The sequence below is a fragment of the Shouchella tritolerans genome (genome assembly GCF_025770735.1).
Lineage (GTDB): Bacteria > Bacillota > Bacilli > Bacillales > Bacillaceae_D > Shouchella > Shouchella tritolerans.
Genome location: NZ_JAODPB010000003.1, coordinates 704,308 through 722,711, shown reverse-complemented (window position 1 = coordinate 722,711; position 18,404 = coordinate 704,308). Strand labels below are relative to the sequence as shown.

17 protein-coding genes are annotated in these 18,404 nt (G+C 45.7%); 4 read left to right on the top strand and 13 right to left on the bottom strand.

Annotated elements, in window-relative coordinates; translation table 11 throughout:
* Nucleotide 1: 1 nt before the first annotated feature.
* Both N6H06_RS13760 and N6H06_RS13755 read right to left on the bottom strand, forming a co-directional pair.
* Nucleotides 2-424 carry a Na(+)/H(+) antiporter subunit B gene (locus tag N6H06_RS13760; RefSeq protein WP_062747978.1) on the bottom strand — a complete coding sequence of 141 codons (423 nt, stop codon included), beginning with the start codon at nucleotides 422-424 and terminating at the stop codon, nucleotides 2-4.
* Complete coding sequence (locus N6H06_RS13755; RefSeq protein ID WP_062747980.1) at nucleotides 411-2,828, bottom strand: Na+/H+ antiporter subunit A; 2,418 nt, start codon at nucleotides 2,826-2,828, stop codon at nucleotides 411-413. The genes N6H06_RS13760 and N6H06_RS13755 overlap by 14 nt, the downstream gene beginning before the upstream one ends.
* A gap of 624 nt (nucleotides 2,829-3,452) precedes the next feature.
* Here N6H06_RS13755 and N6H06_RS13750 point away from each other — a divergent pair.
* The gene (locus N6H06_RS13750; protein ID WP_062747982.1) at nucleotides 3,453-4,139 is read left to right on the top strand and encodes a universal stress protein; all 687 of its coding nucleotides are present in this window, start codon (nucleotides 3,453-3,455) and stop codon (nucleotides 4,137-4,139) included.
* A gap of 66 nt (nucleotides 4,140-4,205) precedes the next feature.
* On the opposite strand, the gene N6H06_RS13745 is transcribed toward N6H06_RS13750, so the two are convergent.
* Nucleotides 4,206-4,802 (bottom strand): nitroreductase family protein, encoded by a 597-nt coding sequence (locus tag N6H06_RS13745; protein WP_062747984.1) that lies wholly within the window; start codon nucleotides 4,800-4,802, stop codon nucleotides 4,206-4,208.
* Between the two features lie 201 nt (nucleotides 4,803-5,003).
* Here N6H06_RS13745 and N6H06_RS13740 point away from each other — a divergent pair, with 201 nt between their 5' ends.
* On the top strand, nucleotides 5,004-5,345 hold the full coding sequence (locus tag N6H06_RS13740; RefSeq protein ID WP_153020531.1) for a winged helix-turn-helix transcriptional regulator: 342 nt from the start codon (nucleotides 5,004-5,006) through the stop codon (nucleotides 5,343-5,345).
* A gap of 62 nt (nucleotides 5,346-5,407) precedes the next feature.
* Here N6H06_RS13740 and N6H06_RS13735 read toward each other — a convergent pair whose 3' ends face one another.
* From N6H06_RS13735 to N6H06_RS13700, 8 genes are all read right to left on the bottom strand, one after another.
* Complete coding sequence (locus tag N6H06_RS13735; RefSeq protein ID WP_263707190.1) at nucleotides 5,408-6,406, bottom strand: ABC transporter ATP-binding protein; 999 nt, start codon at nucleotides 6,404-6,406, stop codon at nucleotides 5,408-5,410.
* Nucleotides 6,406-7,311, bottom strand: coding sequence for a C40 family peptidase (locus N6H06_RS13730; protein WP_062747991.1), 906 nt, complete (start codon nucleotides 7,309-7,311; stop codon nucleotides 6,406-6,408). Before N6H06_RS13730 ends, N6H06_RS13735 begins: the two co-directional genes overlap by 1 nt.
* Nucleotides 7,308-8,246, bottom strand: a complete 939-nt coding sequence (locus N6H06_RS13725) for a S66 peptidase family protein (RefSeq protein ID WP_062747993.1) — start codon at nucleotides 8,244-8,246, stop codon at nucleotides 7,308-7,310. The genes N6H06_RS13730 and N6H06_RS13725 overlap by 4 nt, the downstream gene beginning before the upstream one ends.
* Nucleotides 8,247-8,307: 61 nt before the next feature.
* The gene (locus N6H06_RS13720) at nucleotides 8,308-9,954 is read right to left on the bottom strand and encodes a peptide ABC transporter substrate-binding protein (protein ID WP_263707187.1); all 1,647 of its coding nucleotides are present in this window, start codon (nucleotides 9,952-9,954) and stop codon (nucleotides 8,308-8,310) included.
* Nucleotides 9,955-9,967: 13 nt separating this feature from the next.
* A complete protein-coding gene (locus tag N6H06_RS13715) occupies nucleotides 9,968-10,963 on the bottom strand; it encodes an ABC transporter ATP-binding protein (protein ID WP_062747997.1) in 996 nt (331 codons plus the stop codon).
* A 3-nt stretch (nucleotides 10,964-10,966) separates the two neighbouring features.
* Nucleotides 10,967-11,908, bottom strand: coding sequence for an ABC transporter permease (locus N6H06_RS13710; protein ID WP_062747999.1), 942 nt, complete (start codon nucleotides 11,906-11,908; stop codon nucleotides 10,967-10,969).
* Nucleotides 11,908-12,831: an ABC transporter permease gene (locus N6H06_RS13705; protein ID WP_094423776.1), complete on the bottom strand. Its 924-nt coding sequence runs from the start codon at nucleotides 12,829-12,831 to the stop codon at nucleotides 11,908-11,910. The genes N6H06_RS13710 and N6H06_RS13705 overlap by 1 nt, the downstream gene beginning before the upstream one ends.
* Nucleotides 12,832-12,846: 15 nt before the next feature.
* Nucleotides 12,847-13,668: a M55 family metallopeptidase gene (locus N6H06_RS13700; RefSeq protein ID WP_062748001.1), complete on the bottom strand. Its 822-nt coding sequence runs from the start codon at nucleotides 13,666-13,668 to the stop codon at nucleotides 12,847-12,849.
* Between the two features lie 255 nt (nucleotides 13,669-13,923).
* On the opposite strand from N6H06_RS13700, the gene rarD reads away from it, so the two are divergent.
* Both rarD and N6H06_RS13690 read left to right on the top strand, forming a co-directional pair.
* A complete protein-coding gene (gene rarD / locus N6H06_RS13695; protein WP_263707182.1) occupies nucleotides 13,924-14,832 on the top strand; it encodes an EamA family transporter RarD in 909 nt (302 codons plus the stop codon).
* A gap of 58 nt (nucleotides 14,833-14,890) precedes the next feature.
* A complete protein-coding gene (locus N6H06_RS13690) occupies nucleotides 14,891-15,946 on the top strand; it encodes a lactonase family protein (RefSeq protein ID WP_062748005.1) in 1,056 nt (351 codons plus the stop codon).
* A 48-nt stretch (nucleotides 15,947-15,994) separates the two neighbouring features.
* Here the strand turns inward: N6H06_RS13690 and ald are convergent, their stop codons facing one another.
* Complete coding sequence (gene ald, locus N6H06_RS13685) at nucleotides 15,995-17,119, bottom strand: alanine dehydrogenase (RefSeq protein WP_263707178.1); 1,125 nt, start codon at nucleotides 17,117-17,119, stop codon at nucleotides 15,995-15,997.
* Nucleotides 17,120-17,164: 45 nt separating this feature from the next.
* The gene (locus N6H06_RS13680) at nucleotides 17,165-18,397 is read right to left on the bottom strand and encodes a PucR family transcriptional regulator (protein WP_062748009.1); all 1,233 of its coding nucleotides are present in this window, start codon (nucleotides 18,395-18,397) and stop codon (nucleotides 17,165-17,167) included.
* Nucleotides 18,398-18,404 lie beyond the last annotated feature (7 nt).

The window sequence follows — 18,404 nt, the reverse complement described above, 5'->3', positions numbered from 1 at the left end:
GCTAAACATCCTCACTTATACTCAGAATAATAGTCACAACAGTGCCAATAACGGCGAGTGCGACTCCTGCTTCAAACAAAATGACAGACGTAAACCCTACCTCGCCAAAAATCGGCAAAGTCAGATGGGCTTCTTCCTGTGTAAGAAACGGAACGCCAAAGGCAATCGACGCTACTCCAGTGGCCACGGAGAGGAAAGCCCCTGCTCCTGCAAGCATTTTAAAATCGATGGGTATACCTCTTTGCACGGTCTCTATATCAAACGCCAAGTACATGAGCACAAATGCCGAAGCTAGGACGAGACCACCGACAAAGCCGCCGCCAGGTTCGTAATGCCCAGCTAAAAACAAGTGGACGCCATATGTTAAAATGATAAAGACAACCACTTTCGTTACTGTCCGTAAAATCACATCATTTGCCTTCAAGGTCACGTCCCCCCTTACTCGCCTTCAGCTTGATCAGCACATACACGCCAAGGCCGGCTATGAGCAACACCACAACTTCAAGCATCGTATCAAATGCACGGAAGTCACCGAGAATGGCGTTCACAATGTTCTTTGCGCCTGCAAGTTCATAGGCATTTTCATAAAAAGCGGAAATCGAGTCAAACAAGCGATTGCTGTTGACTGACAGCGCCAGCACAGTCACCATAGCTCCTGTTGCTACCGCGATCAAGCCATTGAGTAGTTTAGGCTTAGTCTTGTGCTTTTGTTTGTCCCAATCAGGCAGGAAATAAAAACAAAGCAAGAACAGTGCAGCTGTTACGGTTTCGATGACAAGCTGTGTCAGCGCTAAATCAGGGGCACGGAAAAAGACGAAGAACAATGCTACTAAATAACCAAGAACGCCATTTAGAAGAATGCCAGTCATTCGTGATTTAGCAAATAGGATTGAAATCGCTGTAATCGCCATCACAGCAGCAAGAATACCTTCATAGATACTAATAGGAGCATCATTCGAGGCATCAAAAGACAACGCGCCTGTCGTCAAGGCAATCGTATATACAAGCCCCAATATCACAAGGAATATATAGAGCAAATAGTGGTACATATTCCCTGTCATATAGCGGTTTGTTATTTCATTCGAGCGTCTTTCAACCGAAATCAGCGCCCCATTATATAGACGGTCCAACGATAGCTTTGCCGGAAAGAGAGAATACACCCCACTCCACCGCGGCAACGCCCGGTATAGAACAAAACCGAAACCAACAATCCCTAGCGTCATTAGCAGTTCCGTATTGATGCCATGCCACGCCTTGATCTGATAGTCGAATACCCCTGCTTCTATAAACGCAGGCATAACGGCCCCATATGCCGGTTTAAGCAAAAATTCGCCTAATACATTCGGGAAGAAGAAGAAAGCGACAACCAGGCTCGCTAAAATAACAGGCGAGACAAGCATACCAAACGGCGCTTCATGCGCTGACTTTTCTAGTTTTTCTGGCTGATGTTCGCCAAAAAACGTTTTGAATATGAGAATCAAGCAATAAACAAAGGTGAGCACGCTCGCCAGCCATGCAATGATCGGAAATAGCAGCCCCCATGTCTCAATCGAGAAAAATGGCAGCTCTATTATGCGCAAAACGGCCGTAAAAAACATTTCTTTGCTTAAAAAGCCGTTAAACGGTGGCAAACCTGCCATCGAAAAGCTGCCAATAACCGCTACAGTAAACGTTACTGGCATAACTGTCATCAATCCGCCCAGCCTACGAATGTCCCGTGTTCCTGTTTCATGGTCGACAATACCTACCACCATAAACAGTGCCCCTTTAAACGTCGAATGATTGACAAGGTGGAACAAAGCGGCAAAAATTGCGAGTGAATAGTAGAAAGACTGATTGTCTATAACGTCAAAATGCAGCGCTGCCGAGCCGAGCCCGAGCAACGTCATAATCAATCCTAGTTGGCTGATCGTCGAGTAAGCGAGAAGCGCTTTTAAATCCGTTTGGCGAATCGCTGTAAATGAGCCCCAGAATAGCGTCACAATCCCTACGATACTGACAACCCAAAACCAAACGGCCTCCCCGCCAAAAACAGGCGTAAACCGGGCAACTAAGTAAATGCCCGCCTTTACCATCGTTGCTGAGTGGAGATACGCGCTAACAGGTGTTGGCGCCTCCATTGCGTCAGGCAACCAAATATGAAACGGAAATTGGGCTGATTTCGTAAATGCACCTAATAGAACCAACAGCATTGCCGGCAAAAAAAGGGCGTGGCTGGCATAGTCGCCCATCCCGCCAATGATTTCTCTTATGCTGAATGTGCCTGCAAACGAACTAAGCATTAAAAATCCAGCAAGCATGCCAATTCCGCCCATCACCGTAATCAACATCGATTTTTGTGCTCCGTATCGAGATTGGCGGCGATGGTGCCAGTAAGCAATAAGCAAAAACGATGAAATGCTCGTCAATTCCCAAAATACATAAAGTACAAGCAAATTATCTGAGAACACCACGCCAAGCATGGCTCCCATAAACATGAGCAAATAAATATAAAAATGATGCAATGATTCCCGTTCTTTTGAAAGGTAATAAATCGAATAGAGGACCACCAAGCTTCCAACGCCTGTGATAAGCAACGCAAAAATTAAACCTAACCCGTCTAAATACGCTGTAAAATTAATGCCAAGTGACGGCAGCCATGGGATCGAGGAATAGAATGTGTCTCCAGTAGCAACAGCGGGAATATAACTAGCTAATATTGCGAAAAGGGTGACTGGTACAGCCAGCACAAACCAGCCTGTATGAATAGCAGATACCCTTTTATATAAGAAGGGGATAAAAAGAGCGACTATAAAAGGTGTTAAAATAGCAATGTTAACAGTGTACAAAACGCGACCTCCTTTTTCTCAAGTTACTGCGTAAATCTATGTACGTATTCATTCCTTTCACTTATGTCCTTCCAAGTGTTCCCTAAAAAAACCAAGCCAATCAAAGCTTGTGCTTCCTAGAGAGAACGTGTATGATGAAAGCAAAATATTGGAATGTCTGCTTTATGCCAGCTCGAAATCGCGCAACGGAGTGGATGCTGCACGGAAAAGCCAATTCGCCTGCTTTGGACGCTAGGCCTTTTATATACTTTTCCAGAGCACGAGGGAAGGCCAAAAAAGCATGAGGGTTGTTTGTAAAAAATGAACCGTTGGTGATTTACTTGTTGATTAAAAGTATATACTAATTTTGAAGGCAATGCACACAATACGCCTTGGGACACACAAAAATGTCACAAGCTGTACAGCGGCCCAAGCAAACAGACGTAATTGGCATTCAATAAGGATGAGAAAGAATTTTAATCTTTTTTGTAGAAACAATTGAAATTCGTCCATCGCCGTTATATAATAACGAAGTTTTCAAGATGCCTCGGTGGCAATGAGCTGACTGAGGGCAGAAGCCATATTCAGACCTAAACGTCATTCTTCATTGTTGGTTCGATAACATATTAACTGAGGTGATTTTTTATGAAAAAAGCTAAAGGACGCATGGATGAAAGCATTCTTGTGTGCGTTTATTACGGGCCAAACGGCGAACGTTTAATCAAACGCGGTGCTAAAATTGCTAACATGCTTGACTGCCCTTTATATATATTAACGGTTGACCCTCTCCCTTATGATGAATTAGATGCCGAAAAATCGGCCTATATTGATAGGTGGAAAGAGTTGGCGGAAGAGTATGATGTTGAAGAATTTATTATTCGTGATAATGAAAAAAAACCGGCGGTAAAAGTAATCGCTGAAGTAGCTAGAGAACACCATATTACGCAAATCATTATCGGCCAAACGGCCAAAAGCCGATGGGAAGAAATTACGAAAGGTTCCTTTATGAACGTGCTTCTCCGCGAGATTCCTTTCGTCGATTTCCACGTTGTTTCCTGTGACCGGGCAATCAAAGGGCTCGAAGGTCACTTTGAAAAAGGCGTACGCGCCTACCTAGTAGAAGACGAAGACGGGTATCGCCTCATGTTCAGCCATACGAAAGAGGCTAAATACGAAGGCATTTTCTTTAAAGAGACGGGAACGGACTTTAATAATGGCATCTTCAAATTTATGCGCCATAACAAAATGTGCCAAGTCCACATTACCGATGACCGCGTGACAGAGCCGACTAAAATTTACCCACAATTAAAAGAAGAGGCGTTGCGAAAATAAGATCGTTGCCTTGTAGCGCAACCGACAAAAAGCCAGTTGAGGACATGAGCTCAACTGGCTTTTGGCTTACTTAAACAATTTTACACGATCTTCAAGCGGCAAAAATTCTTTCTCCCCTGGTTCTTGAACAGGTTTGCCAAAAGGCATTTGCGCACGAAGTTTCCATGTTTCCGGAACATTCCATTCTTTTATAACCAACTCGTCAACAATCGGGTTATAGTGTTGCAACGAAGCGCCAAACCCTTCGTTTTCTAAACCAGTCCACACGGCAAATTGATGCATGCCTGAGGATTGTTCTGACCAAATTGGAAAGTTTTCTGCATAAAGCGGGAAAGACTCTTGCAGCTTCAGAATCGGCTCTTGGTCTTCAAAGAATAGTACGGTGCCATAGCCTGCTTTAAATCCATCCATTTTCTGCTGTGTACCTGAGAAGTCTCCGTCTCCGACAACTGCTTTTAGTGCCTCAGTCGTTAGATCCCAAAACTTGTCATGTTCTTTTCCAAGCAGAATGATCACCCGCGCCGATTGGGAATTAAACGCAGATGGAACATGTTTTACAGCATGCTCGACGATTTCTTTAATGCGTTCATCTGATGCGACAGCCTCTTTGCTAATTGCGTAATAGGAACGCCGTTTCTCAATTGCTTCAAAAAAAGTAGCCATTGAAATTCTCTCCTTTGTATGTTTTTTCTTTTTTAGTCTATCCAATCGCCGATGAATAAAACAGTACGCACTTTAAAGTACGTTAGTATAATCAAAGAAACTATAGGATCTACAAAAAAGGGCTTCAAGCAAAAAGATTGTCTATACCCCATTGTTTGTCATATAGTATATAAAAAGAAACTGTTTAGAGGAGTGGAAACGATGGAATCCTGCGAAGTAGATACAGCGTTAGAAATTCTTGTCGGAAAGTGGAAACATAAAATTTTATTTCAGTTAATGACACATGATGTTATGCGGTTTAACGAATTGAAACGCGCCATTCCTGGCATTACCCAAAAAATGTTGACTTCACAACTTCGAGAGTTAGAGTCTCATGATATTGTAGAGAGAAAAGTTTATCCACAAATCCCACCAAAAGTGGAGTATTCCATTTCTGAATACGGGAAAAGTTTACAGCCTGTTTTAGACGCCATGCACGAGTGGGGCAAGAACCATACGAACCACCTTAACAGGGTATACGCTGAAACAAACGAACAATCCTAATCAAAGACCCCATCGCCAAATGACGAGGGGGTAAGCTCATTGTCAGCATCGCTTCTGGCTGGTTATCCGTGAGTGGCAGCAGCTTCTCTGTGTATCGGTGTCGTGCCTTCGTATAAGTGACAAGCTGCAAAATGGCCGGGCTTGTATTCCTGCATTTGCGGTTCGACGAGCGAGCATCGCTCCATTGCTTTTGGGCAACGAGTCCGGAAAACACAGCCACTTGGCGGCGAAAGCGGGCTTGGAATCTCTCCCTTTAGCAAAATTTGCTCGCGCTTATCTTCTAAATCTGGATCTGGAATCGGAATCGCAGAAAGCAGGGCTTCTGTGTATGGGTGAAGGGGGTTCTTATACAGTGCCTCGCTCGTTGACAGCTCGACTAGCTTGCCCAAATACATCACACCAATCCGATCACTTATATGGCGGACCATCGATAAATCGTGAGCAATAAACAGAAAGGTTAGCCCCTTTTCACGTTGGAGTTTACGTAGCAAATTGACAATTTGTGCTTGGATTGAGACGTCTAAAGCCGAAATGGGCTCGTCTGCGACAATAAACTCTGGATCAACGGCAAGAGCGCGAGCAATGCCAATTCTTTGCCGCTGTCCGCCACTAAATTCATGCGGATAGCGATTGGCATGCTCGGCGCCTAAGCCAACTGTTTGCAACAGCTCATAAACCTGTTCCTTACGGCGGTTCCCTCTATACAGCTGATGTATGTCGATTCCTTCGGCAATGATATCCATTACGACGGAACGGGGGTTTAATGAAGCATATGGATCTTGGAAAATCATTTGCATGTTTCGGTTTAGTGCCTTTGCTTGCTTTTGTCCAGCTTTATGGACATCGGTGCCTTTAAACTTCACTGACCCCGACGTTCGTTCATATAAACGAAGGATCGTGCGGCCAAGCGTTGACTTTCCACAGCCTGATTCGCCCACAAGCCCTAGCATTTCTCCTTTTTTAATAGTAAAAGAAACGCCGTCGACCGCTTTAAGCGTTTGGTTTTTGCGAATAGCAAAATGTTTTTTTAAATCCGTCACTTCCAGTAGCGGTTCACTCACTAAATGTCCCTCCAACTAGGCGCACTTAAAAAACGGCGCACTGCGCAAAGTTCTTTTTCATATATAGTTCCGGCAAGCGGAATTTGCTCGACTGTTTTCCCTGTTTTTGGGGCATGAATCATTTCTCCATCGCCAGCATACATAGCTACATGATGAATCGCTCCTTTTCCATTGTCATGACCAAAATAGAGCAAATCGCCGATAGCTGGCCGGCTCGCATCAATGATTTCCCCCGTCAATACTTGATTGGAGGCATCTCTTGGAATAAGAATACCGCTAGCACGATGGATCGCATATACAAACCCGGAGCAGTCAAAACCAAATCCACTCATTCCCCCCCATAGATAGGGGAGACCAATAAACTGGCGAGCGCTTTTTAACAACGCCTCCCCTGTTCGTTCCCTTGGCCGTTCTTCTATATCAGTCCGTTTAACGATCCCTGTTCCAAGAGGCGTGTTGACATGGATGACATACTCTTCAACTTCAACTACTGCCAGCTCTGTTCCAAAGCTTAGCGTCAACCATTTTTGGTGGTTTTCAGTAAACAACGGCGCAACCGTGCTTGAAATACGAACAGTTTTTAGAGCAGGAGCGATCTTTTCTCGAAGCTGACAAAGAGGTATCCATCCTGGGTACCCTTCTTTATGTTTCGTCGTTGGCTGGTTTGGCAACAGTACTTTAGCCCACTTGTCGACTTCCTGGATGATCAGCACGGTTTCGCCAAACAAAATCTGGCTTTGGATGCGGTTTTCCGTACAAAGTGCTAAGCGCTCGTTATAGGAAAGCTGTTCAAGCCACTCTTCATAACAACTGTTTACACAGATGATTTTCTCGTCAATCGCTCTTGGCGAATCCCGTGATGTCCATAGTGTCACAACTGGCTCGGCTGCCTGTACTTCCTTCACTGCCCTTCCCCCCTCACGCCAGGTTCAACCACTAAACGCTTACGCTCTGTATCTAAAACAGCGATTGCTCCGTATGGAACAGACAATGCAGGTGAACAATGGCCAATTTGAAAACCGCTTATACATGGCTTGCCAGATGCAGAAAAATAATCGTCCAATACCTCTTCCAGTGTAAACGAATGTTGGCGCTTTTTCGGCTCACAGCCGTTAAAGTTGCCGATAACAAATCCCGCAGCATCATCAAGCTTACCAGCAAGCTTAAGCTGGTTTAGCATTCGGTCAATTCGATATGGTTCTTCCTCGATTTCTTCAATAAACAAGAGAGCGTCTTTTGTATCGATTTCATATGGCGTTCCAACCATGTTAGCAAGCAACGTTAAATTCCCGCCAACCAATTTCCCTGTTGCCATGCCTCCCGCTAAAATTTTCAATGGCTGAAGTGTTTGCTCAAACACTTGTTGGCGAGGCGCCATGACCTGTGATAATCCGGCTAACGTTGCTCCTTCCAATTCACTATTGCCGAGGTCAGAACTGAGCATAGGCCCATGAAACGTCACTAACCCTGTTTGCTGGTGGATCGCAACATGCAAGCACGTAATGTCGCTATAACCCCAAAATACTTTCGGATGTTCGGCAATTAATTTGTAATTCAGGCGGTCTACAATTCTCGGTGTTCCATATCCTCCGCAAGCACAAAACACGCCGCGAACGTCTTCATTGGCAAACATCGCTTCCAAGTCAGCAACACGCTCTGCATCCGTGCCCCCTAAGTAGCCGTGGCGTTTGCCTACCGAGGGAGCAAGCAACACCCGAAGCCCCATATCTTCATACAAAGATTTTGCTTTTTCAATACGGGCGATATCTGGTGGGCTTGCCGGAGCGATCACGCCAATGGCATCTCCCTTTTTTAACGCTTTTGGTAAGATAGCCTCCATAAGCCATTCCCCCTTTTGCAAAACGGGCATGAGGGAAGAGCGCCCTCTCCCCTCATGCCTTTTAATTGATGTCAGCCCATTTCAATTCAATATAGCCAACAGGATGGCGGACAACACCTGTCACGGAGTCGTTTTCTAAGACTGGCTGGTTATAAAAGTAAAGAGGGAAAATCGGCATTTCTTCCATTAACAGTGCTTCTGCTTCATGGAGCAACGCAAACCGCCGCTCTTCGTCCCCTTCCTCCTTAGACTCAGCAATTAACCGGTCATATTCTTCGTTTTCCCAACCAGTCCGGTTCATAGAGCTACCTGTTACAAAACTTTCAAGGAAGTTGACTGGATCAGCGTAGTCGGCGATAAAAGAAGACCGCGACATTTGCAGCTCTAAATTGCGTTGTTGGTCTAGGAAAACACTTGATTCAACGACTGCTAGGTCAACGGAAACTCCTAAGTTTTCTTCATACATTTGTTGGAGTGTTTCGGCAATGCGCTGATGCTCATCCACTCCTGAACTATAGGAAAGCGTGACAGGAGGCAATTCTGAATAGCCTTCTTCCGCCATCCCTTCTTCAAGCAATGCTTTTGCTTCGTCTGGGTCATATTCAAGCAAATCGCCGCCTGATTCTCGGAAATCACCTCCGCCAGGTTCGGTAAATCCGTAGGAAACAAACGCCCCTGTTGGTTCCTGGTTTTGGCGAATGACGCTATCAACAATCGCCTGGCGGTCAACTGCTTTGGCAAATGCTTGGCGGATTTTTTGATTTTGGAACGGCTCTTCGGTCACCAAAAACCGGTAAAAGTATGTGCCCGCTTGTTCCAATAGGTCAACTTCGCCCTCTGCAATCAGCTGTTCGGCCATGTCTGCCGGCGGTACGGCGGCATGAAGGTTTCCTTGTTCATACATTTGATAGGCGGTCATCGCATCTTCAAGCATTAGCCATTTGACACCGTCAAGAGCGACATTTTCCGCATCCCAATACTGGTCGTTTCTCTCCATCCGCAACTCCGAATTATGGTCCCAACCAGCGAGGACAAACGGGCCATTGCTGACATATGTGTCCGCTTCTGTATGCCAATCAGGATTTTCTTCTGCTGTTGCTTTATGGACTGGGAAAAACGATGGATTGGCAATAATGCTAAGAAAATATTGTTGCGGGCTTGTCAATACGACTTCAAGTGTTTTGTCATCGATAGCCGTCACGGCCATATCCTCAGCCGAGCCTTCTCCTGCATTGTATTCAGCAGCTCCTTCAATCAATTCCGCTAAAAAAGCCGCTGAGGAAGCGTTCTCTGGCTTCACAAGTTCTTTCCAGGCATACTCAAAGTCTTCCGCTGTCACAGGCTCCCCATTGGACCAATTGGCATCTTCGCGGATATGGAACGTATACGTCAAACCGTCATCGGATATTTCCCAACTCTCAGCCGTTGCTTCCTCTGGCGTGTGGTCAGAACCAAGCCGCGTAAGCCCTTCCATTATATTATTCAGCGGCGCATTCGAAACAGCTTCGAACGCAATTTGTGGGTTCAAAGAAACGGGCTCACTGCCATTGTTTAAAATCAATATTTTTTCCTCTGCTTTTTCTTCTGTACTTGTTTCCCCCTCCGTTGTTTCTGGTGGATTTTCGTCAGTCGACGTCCCGGTTGTACAAGCCGTGAGCGTCCATACAAAGCTTGCCGCTAGTGGAGCGAAATACCATTTCTTTTTCATCGTTCTTCCCCCTTTAAGCTAACTCTTTAAATACTTGTTTGGCGCGTGGATCTTGCAGCCAGCACGAAACAGCATGCGTTCCTGTCATCTCCGTTTCCGCTGGCATATGGGTACGGCAGACATCCATGGCGTATGCGCAGCGTGGCGCAAATGGGCACCCTGCCGGCGGTGCAAATAAATCAGGCGGCGTGCCGCCAATCGGTTCAAGCTCAGCTTCACTGCCGTCTAGGCGGGGAACTGAATGTAGCAACCCTTTTGTATAAGGGTGCTGAGGGTTATAAAACAACTCTCTACGATTGCTTGTTTCAACGATCTTTCCGGCATACATGACATGCACACGGTCAGCAAGCTGAGCCACAACGCCCAAATCATGCGTAATTAACATGATCGCGACTCCTGTCTGTTGTTGAATGTCTTTAAACAGCTTTAAAATTTGTGCTTGGATGGTGACATCAAGCGCCGTTGTTGGTTCATCAGCAATGAGAATGTCTGGTTTGCAAATAAGCGCCATCGCAATCATGAGACGCTGCCTCATCCCGCCACTAAACTCATGGGGGTACTGCTTTAGCCGTTCTTTGCCGTTGGCAATGCCAACCACTTCAAGCATTTCCAACGCTTTATGATTAGCCTCGCTTACAGATATGGATGTATGCTTGCGGATGCCTTCAGTCAATTGTGTTCCGACTGTTAATGATGGGTTGAGCGAAGTCATCGGATCTTGAAAAATCATCGAAATTTCGTTCCCTTGAATGCGGCGCATTTTTTTAGCGGACAGCTTCGTCAAATCTTGGCCTTTAAATAAAATTTCTCCCTGTTTGATCGCGGCGTTCCCTTTCGGCAACAGGCCCATGATGCTTTGGGCTGTTACGCTCTTGCCGCAGCCACTCTCGCCAACAACAGCAAGTGTTTCCCCTTTTTCCAGACTCAGATTGACTCCGCGGACTGCTTGAACTTCACCGCCATATGTTTTAAACGATATATGCACCTGTTTTAATTGCAATAAAGCCAACTGCTACCGCCTCCTTGTTTTTGGATCGAGTGCATCTTGGAGACCATCGCCAAAGACGTTAAAGGCAAACATGGTCAGCGAGATGAAAAAGGCAGGGAAAAACAGACGCCACCAATGGCCTGTCAATATGGAAGACAAACCGTTATTGGCGAGCGAACCCCAGGAAGCAAAAGGCGCTTGAATGCCAAGCCCTAAAAAACTTAAAAATGCTTCCGCGAAAATGGCTGAGGGGATGGTCAACGTCATTTGGATGATGATTGGCCCCATTGTATTCGGCAGAAGGCTCTTTCGAATAATATGCGAAGTGCTCCCGCCAAATACTTTTGAAGCAAGCACATACTCATTTTGCTTTAATGACAGCACTTGACCGCGAACAATTCGCGCCATTCCGACCCACCCGGTTACAGTCAAAGCGATAATAATCGTCAGCAAACCTGGCCCCATAATAACCATAAGCAGTATAACAACTAGCAAGTAAGGCAAACCGTACAAAATTTCAACGATGCGCATCATGATCGAGTCGACACGCCCGCCTTTGTAACCAGAGATCCCTCCATAAATAATCCCAATCAGGCAATCGATCGCGGCTGCAGCAAGGCCAACAAATAGTGAAATCCGGGCACCGTACCAAGTCCTGGCAAACATATCACGGCCAAGCTCGTCTGTGCCAAACCAATGTTCAGACGAAGGGGGCATGTTGACTTTCGTTAAATCGCCGGCAGTGACGCTATGGGGAGTAATCCATGGACCAATCACCGCCATCACGCCAAGGGCAACCATCGTCGCTAGGCCAAACATCGCCAATTTGTTTTCTCGCAAGCGGACCCAGGCTGAATGCCAATAAGACAAGGAGGGGCGAACGACTTTTTCGGCACTATCAGTCTGTACGGCTTTTTTAAATAGAGCGTCATCAACAGGCTGCTGGTTCGAATCAAGAAGCGCCATTAGTGGCCCTCCTTCCGATGCAGTTTAATTCTTGGATCAAGAAAACCGTAAACAATATCAACAAGGAACAGCATAACCAGCAGAATGGCGCTATAAAAAATCGTTGTCCCCATAATCACTGGATAATCGCGGTTATTGATCCCTTCAACAAAATAACGACCAATACCCGGTATGGCAAAAATCTTTTCAATCACAAAACTGCCTGTTAAAACGCCGGCGATTAGTGTGCCAAGTATGGTCGCAACAGGCATCAGGCCATTCCGCAACGCGTGTTTTACGACAATGGTCACGGGGGATAGCCCTTTTGCCTGAGCTGTCCGGATATAATCTTGTGTCAGTACATCCACCATCGTTGACCTTGTTAACCTAGCTATAATTGCCATTGGCGACGTAGCAAGAGCAAAAACGGGCAAGATCATATGCTGCCAACTCTGCCATGTCGCAATAGGCAAATAATCTTTAAATGAGTGTATAAGTAAAGCAGCCAAAATGAAATTAGGGACTGAAAGACCGAGCACGGCAAAAGTCATGAGCGTATAATCAATTAGGCCATTGCGCTTTAGCGCCGACAAGACCCCTAAAATAACGCCTGAGACAAGGGCAATGGCAATCGCATACACCCCAAGTTCCAAAGAAACAGGAAAGCCTCTTGCAATTAAATCATTGACGGATACGCCTGGTTGCGCAATCGAAGGCCCGAATTCAAACTGCATGAGCGATTGCAAATACGAGAAGTACTGGTTGATCACTGGCTGGTCAAGCCCAAAGTAAGCCTCTAAGTTGGCACGGATTGTTTCATTGGTCGTCTGTTCGCTATTGAGCGGCGAACCTGGCACCGCATGCATAAGCGTGAAGGTAGCCGTAATAATGACCCATAACGTGATTAGCATCGCTAAAAAACGTTTGCTCACATATTTAAGCAAGTGGATCGCCTCTTTCTAGCAAAACGTCGTTTGCATGGCAAGCTCAGTCATGACAAGCATCGCCTGGTACGCTTCCTTGACGTCTTTTGCTGCAAATTTAACGGTAGTGCCTATCTCTAATTCAGCACCAGGCATTAACGCGGCCCATTCCGCTTGCCCGTAATTGGCAAATTCAATATGTAAAACAGGCTGCTTGTTTGCAATCAGCGGCTCCACTTTACCGCTTTTCATTAAAGCTTCCTTTGTTTTTGCTTGTAACAACGCTTTGCTTTTGGCAGGCGTTAAACAAAGGGCGGACGAGCGGGATTGCGTTGTTTTTACAACAGCGGTTGTCACATTGGGAATGAGCGCTTCCGCTTCTTTTGCGGCCTGGTCATCTCCTGCTACAAGCAACACCGGAACGCCGTAATAACCGGCTAAATAAGCATTTAACCCCATTTCTCCGACTTCATGGCCATCAAGCCACATCGAACGAACGCCAAAAATCATCGTATGGCTCATGACTCCTGGCATGGAGGCCCTAGAGTGGTAGCCTATAAAGAAAGCACCGTCAAACGAATCATCGAGCCCTTGCACCATTGAATACGGTTTGACCTCGCCAGAAACCAATTCAATTTCTGCAAGAAGCCGCTCCACAAGCAAATTATTCATTTTTCCGTGTGAGTCGTTGACGACAAATCGTTTGCAGCCAAAGGCAAACGCAGCTTCTGCTACGTGGTTTACCTCTTGTGTCATCAACTGTTGGCCCCGTTCATAAAATCGTTCGCCTGGCGTTACAAACTGGCGATCTACAAGCCCTGTAATCCCTTCCATATCTACTGATGAATAAATGTTCATTTATTTCCCTCTCTTCAGCCTTATCTGTCCAGTATGATAGTTAGTATTCGAAGAAAAAGATCGTTTTCCTGCTCTTCTTACAGAAAATAAAAAAGAATTGTGTCAACTTTTCTGGCAATGCCTCGACTTTAGCACATTAGGCTTACACTAAAGGAACTACCTTTTTTCTGAATATTTTTTCACTGTAAATATTTTATTCGCCCTACGAAACAAAAATAAGGTAAACTAAAAAAAAAGAGAATTGGGGAGAGACGATTGAATACGCAAAAAGGAGATACACTTGGCATTATCGCGGCTTCTGGTTCTTATTTCATTTGGGGATTGTTGCCGCTGTATTGGGCATTGCTAAAACATCTGCCGTCACTAGATATATTAATGTACCGCATTGCGTTTGCCTTTGTTTTTATCGCTTTGCTGCTCTTGTTTTCGAAGCAAAAAGCTCATTATCGCACGGAGTTGAAATGGGTATTTACGAACGGGCGCGTTTTCATGAGCATCCTAGCAGCGTCTATTTTAATAAGTTTAAACTGGTTTATTTTCATCTTTGCCGTCAGCGGCGAAAAAGTGATTGATGCAAGCCTTGGCTATTACATTAACCCGCTCTTAAATGTTGTCCTTGCGACATTGTTCCTAAAAGAAAAGCTGAGCAAAGCAGAAGTCGCAGCAGTTGCCTCAGCGACAATAGGCGTATTGCTGCTCATCATCATCGGTGGCCACATTCCATGGGCTTCTTTCGGCATGGCGCTCACTTTTTGCTTGTATGGATTCATTAAACGTGCTGCTCCATTAAGTGCCACAGGGGGTTTATTCATTGAAACACTCCTTGTCGTCCCTGTTGCGCTTTGCTATTTCGCTTTCTTTACAGCCTATCCACTAGCTAGCTTTGATCCTCTGACGATCACCCTTCTTGTTGGCGCAGGAGTGGTGACGGCAGTGCCGCTGCTTCTTTTTTCTTATGGGGCAAAGCGGATTTCCTTTTCATTGATTGGCTTTCTACAGTATGTCGCGCCAACATTAATGTTGCTGCTAGGAATCTTTGTATTTGACGAGCCATTTTCCATTGTTCAGTTTTTCGCCTTTTTCTTCATTTGGATTGGCTTAGTTGTCTTTACGTCTTCACGACTCCTTGGCCATCGTCAGCAAAAAATAAACGCTAAAACATGAATGATTTCTACAAATCGGTTATACTGTTGAAGACATTGTACGAGAGGGAGTGTTTGGTTTGGCGATTTACCGAGGATACATTGGCACTTATTCCAAAGGAGATAGCAAAGGCGTCTATACGTTTACACTTGATACGAATACAAAGGAAATTACTGACCTTAAGCTAGCGGCTGAGTTGAAAGATGCAACGTATGTGACGATCTCCGATGACAATCAATACCTTTATGCAGTTATGAAAGAAGGAGACGCTGGCGGCATTCAATCCTTTTCCATCAATGCGCAAACAGGCGCCCTCGAACCGATCAATAAGGAAATAACGGCAGACGGCGGGCCTTGCCACATTAGTGTAGACAAGGCAGGAAAACGGGCGTTGTCCGCCAACTACCATAGCGGCATGATTCATGCTTTCGCCTTGAACAATGACGGCTCGATCGTAAAAACGCTAGCAAGTGTTCAACACAAAGGCAACGGCCCAAATGCAGAGCGGCAAGAAAAAGCCCATGCCCATTTTGCCGGTTTTACCCCTGATGAGCGATACATTGTAGCGGTCGATCTAGGCACAGACGAAGTGGTGTTGTATACACTTGATGGCGAAAACTTGGCAAAACATTTTACGTTCAATGCCACCCCCGGCTCTGGACCCCGTCATATTGCTTTTCACCCGACGGAGCCATATGCCTACATTATGACTGAGTTATCCAATGAAGTAATTGTGTGCGCTTTTGACGCCATTCCTGGAACATTAAAGGAAATACAGGTGGTTTCAACTTTGCCTGAAGGCTATGAAGATCTTAGCCAAGGCAGCGCCATCCACGTTTCCCGTGACGGCAAGTTTGTTTATGTCGGCAACCGTGGGCACAATTCGATCACAAGCTTCCGTGTTAATGAGCATTCAGGCGAACTAAGCCTAGTCGAATTTGTTTCGACTGAAGGCAATTGGCCGCGGGACTTTCGCCTTGATCCGACCGAGTCAATTGTCGTTGCTTCTAACCAAGAATCAGGGGACTTAACCGTCTACGCCCGAAACAAAGATACAGGCAAACTAACCCTTCATAAAGCCAATATTTCTGTGCCATACCCCGTTTGTGTAGCATTTTTAAGCACGCCGCTTTAAACGCTATTAAGAACGCTTGACCACATGTGGGTCAAGCGTTCTTTTTGTTTAAGGCAACTCAGCTAGAACTTCTTCTGCTTGTTTATAAGGATAGTCTAGATCACGAGCAACTGCTTCATACGTAATAAAGCCATTCGCTACGTTTAAACCTTTAGCGAGTGCCGTATTTGCTTGGAGCGCTTCTTTAGCCCCCTTGTTGGCAATTTGCATAGCGAAAGGAATGGTGACGTTTGTCAATGCAATCGTCGATGTGCGCGGCACCGCTCCTGGCATATTGGCGACAGCATAATGAATGACATCGTACTTCGTATAAGTCGGGGCATCATGTGTTGTTACTTTATCAGCTGTTTCAATAATGCCACCTTGGTCTACAGCGACGTCGACAACGACACTGCCCGCCCCCATTTTTTGAATCATTTCTGCGGTTACGAGTTTAGGCGCCCTCGCTCCTGGGATTAGTACGGCACCGATGACAAGATCCGCCTCGGCCACCGCGCTGGCAATATTTAAAGGGTTGGACATGATCGTTTGAATGTCATTTCCAAATTGATCGTCAAGTTGTCGCAGCCTTTCTCCACTGACATCAAGTAAAGTGACGTCAGCGCCAAGACCAACAGCCATTTTTGCCGCGTTTGTGCCCACAACACCGCCGCCGATGATCGTTACTTTGGCACGTTTAACGCCTGGCACGCCTGAAAGGAGAATCCCCTTCCCCCCTCGCGTCTTCTCTAAAAACTGGGCGCCCACTTGTGTTGCCATCCTTCCAGCCACTTCGCTCATCGGCGTTAACAACGGCAATGCCCGGTTTATCTCTACTGTCTCATAAGCAATTGCTGTCACGCCTGAATCGACTAATGCCTTTGTCAATTCAGGCTCTGCCGCCAAATGCAAGTACGTAAACAAAATTAATCCTTTGCGGAAATACCCATACTCTTCAGAAAGCGGCTCTTTGACTTTAATAATCATGTCTGCTGCCGCCCAAACATCTTTCGCGTTTTTTTCAATAGTTGCGCCTGCCTTTTCATACTCCTCATCCGTAAAGCCGCTGCCAATGCCTGCTCCTACCTCCACTAGGATACGGTGCCCACTGCCAACAAGAGCATCAACGCCAGCTGGCGTAATTGCTACCCGGTTTTCATAACTTTTAATCTCTTTCGGTATTCCGATAATCATGCCAAGACCTCCCTCGATAACGTTTATTTTCTTAGTATACCCGAGTTACGGTCTTTTTTTCTTTGGGGCATCCACCCTAAATTTCCCTATTCCATTTGTGGAATTCACCGAAAGTTGCGCTTTTTTGCGCTGAAAATCCAAATATAAGCCAATTCGTTCGGCTGGATTACGCAAATGCAAGCCAGTCAACTCGGCAATTCGCTTTAATCGGTATTGGAGGGAATTGGGATGAACATGAAGCGCTTTCGCCGCGGCGGTAAGGTGCCCGTCTTTTTCGATATACATCGCCAATGTTTCCAAAAGACTTGTTTGATTTTCTGCGTCATATTCACGCAACTGCTCAATTGCTGGATGGTCACCAGCGATCATCGCTTTGTCTTCATAAGGTTGTATATATTTGTACGCCCCTGCTTCATAGTAGAACAAGCAATCAGATAGCTCGCTGCCAAATCTTTTTTTCAATTCCAGCAATGCTTTCGCCTGTTCATAAGCCCGTGCGCATCCATCAACGACAAATGAAGGATTCCCTGCGGCCATGTGGACACCGTCTGGCAGTTTCTCAGCAAAGACGCCAACTTGTTTCCTTAAGTCTTTCCCATAAATAAAGGCAATAAAAAATTCACCATCAAACATGAAAAGCACAGCGTTGCTGCTTTCAAGTATTGCTTGGACAGTCTCCATATGTTCAAGCTGGTTTGCTACATCAATTAAAAGGATGCTGCTTTGCCGCTCCTCCTGCCGCACTTCTTCTGGCATGTCACCTTGTTCGTGCGTATTCGTCAACAGTTTCCAAAGTCGCTCCTCATTTGAAGCTTCCCCACGTTTAAACCGGTTCGCTTTTTGCATAAGCCGTGCTGCTTTTCGAGCTGCCTTTTTCAACCATTGCTGCTCATAGGCAGTAAGGGTTCGATTGGTTTCTGACACCCAAATATAACCAAGCACATGCCCTTCTTGGTCCCGAACGGATAAAGCAACTCTTGGCCCGAGTCCCATATCGGGAATTTCCGCAATGGAAATCGGTTCAGACGATTGATTTAACGAAGCCATAATCCCGTCTTTCCAAAAACGGTGAATTAACGGGGCTGGAACTTTCCGGCCGATAATGGTGGACACTCGTGCTTGGTCTGTTCCTTCTCCATGCTCTGAATAGGCCAGTAAATGATGGTGACTATTTTCTACTGTAACAGGACATTTCAGCAAGTCGCCTAATTCTTCCACAAATTGATCAAGGGTGGAAAACGAATGGCGTAAAAATTGATCGTATGCAAAAGCCAACATGATCACC

Bases quoted from the DNA above. Each gene is read 5' to 3' on its own strand.
- N6H06_RS13750 (WP_062747982.1), top strand. From the start codon at position 3,453: ATGAAAAAAGCTAAAGGACGCATGGATGAAAGCATTCTTGTGTGCGTT.
- N6H06_RS13745 (WP_062747984.1), bottom strand. From the start codon at position 4,802: ATGGCTACTTTTTTTGAAGCAATTGAGAAACGGCGTTCCTATTACGCA.
- N6H06_RS13740 (WP_153020531.1), top strand. From the start codon at position 5,004: ATGGAATCCTGCGAAGTAGATACAGCGTTAGAAATTCTTGTCGGAAAG.
- N6H06_RS13725 (WP_062747993.1), bottom strand. From the start codon at position 8,246: ATGGAGGCTATCTTACCAAAAGCGTTAAAAAAGGGAGATGCCATTGGC.
- N6H06_RS13720 (WP_263707187.1), bottom strand. From the start codon at position 9,954: ATGAAAAAGAAATGGTATTTCGCTCCACTAGCGGCAAGCTTTGTATGG.
- N6H06_RS13710 (WP_062747999.1), bottom strand. From the start codon at position 11,908: ATGGCGCTTCTTGATTCGAACCAGCAGCCTGTTGATGACGCTCTATTT.
- N6H06_RS13700 (WP_062748001.1), bottom strand. From the start codon at position 13,668: ATGAACATTTATTCATCAGTAGATATGGAAGGGATTACAGGGCTTGTA.
- ald (WP_263707178.1), bottom strand. From the start codon at position 17,119: ATGATTATCGGAATACCGAAAGAGATTAAAAGTTATGAAAACCGGGTA.
- N6H06_RS13680 (WP_062748009.1), bottom strand. From the start codon at position 18,397: ATGTTGGCTTTTGCATACGATCAATTTTTACGCCATTCGTTTTCCACC.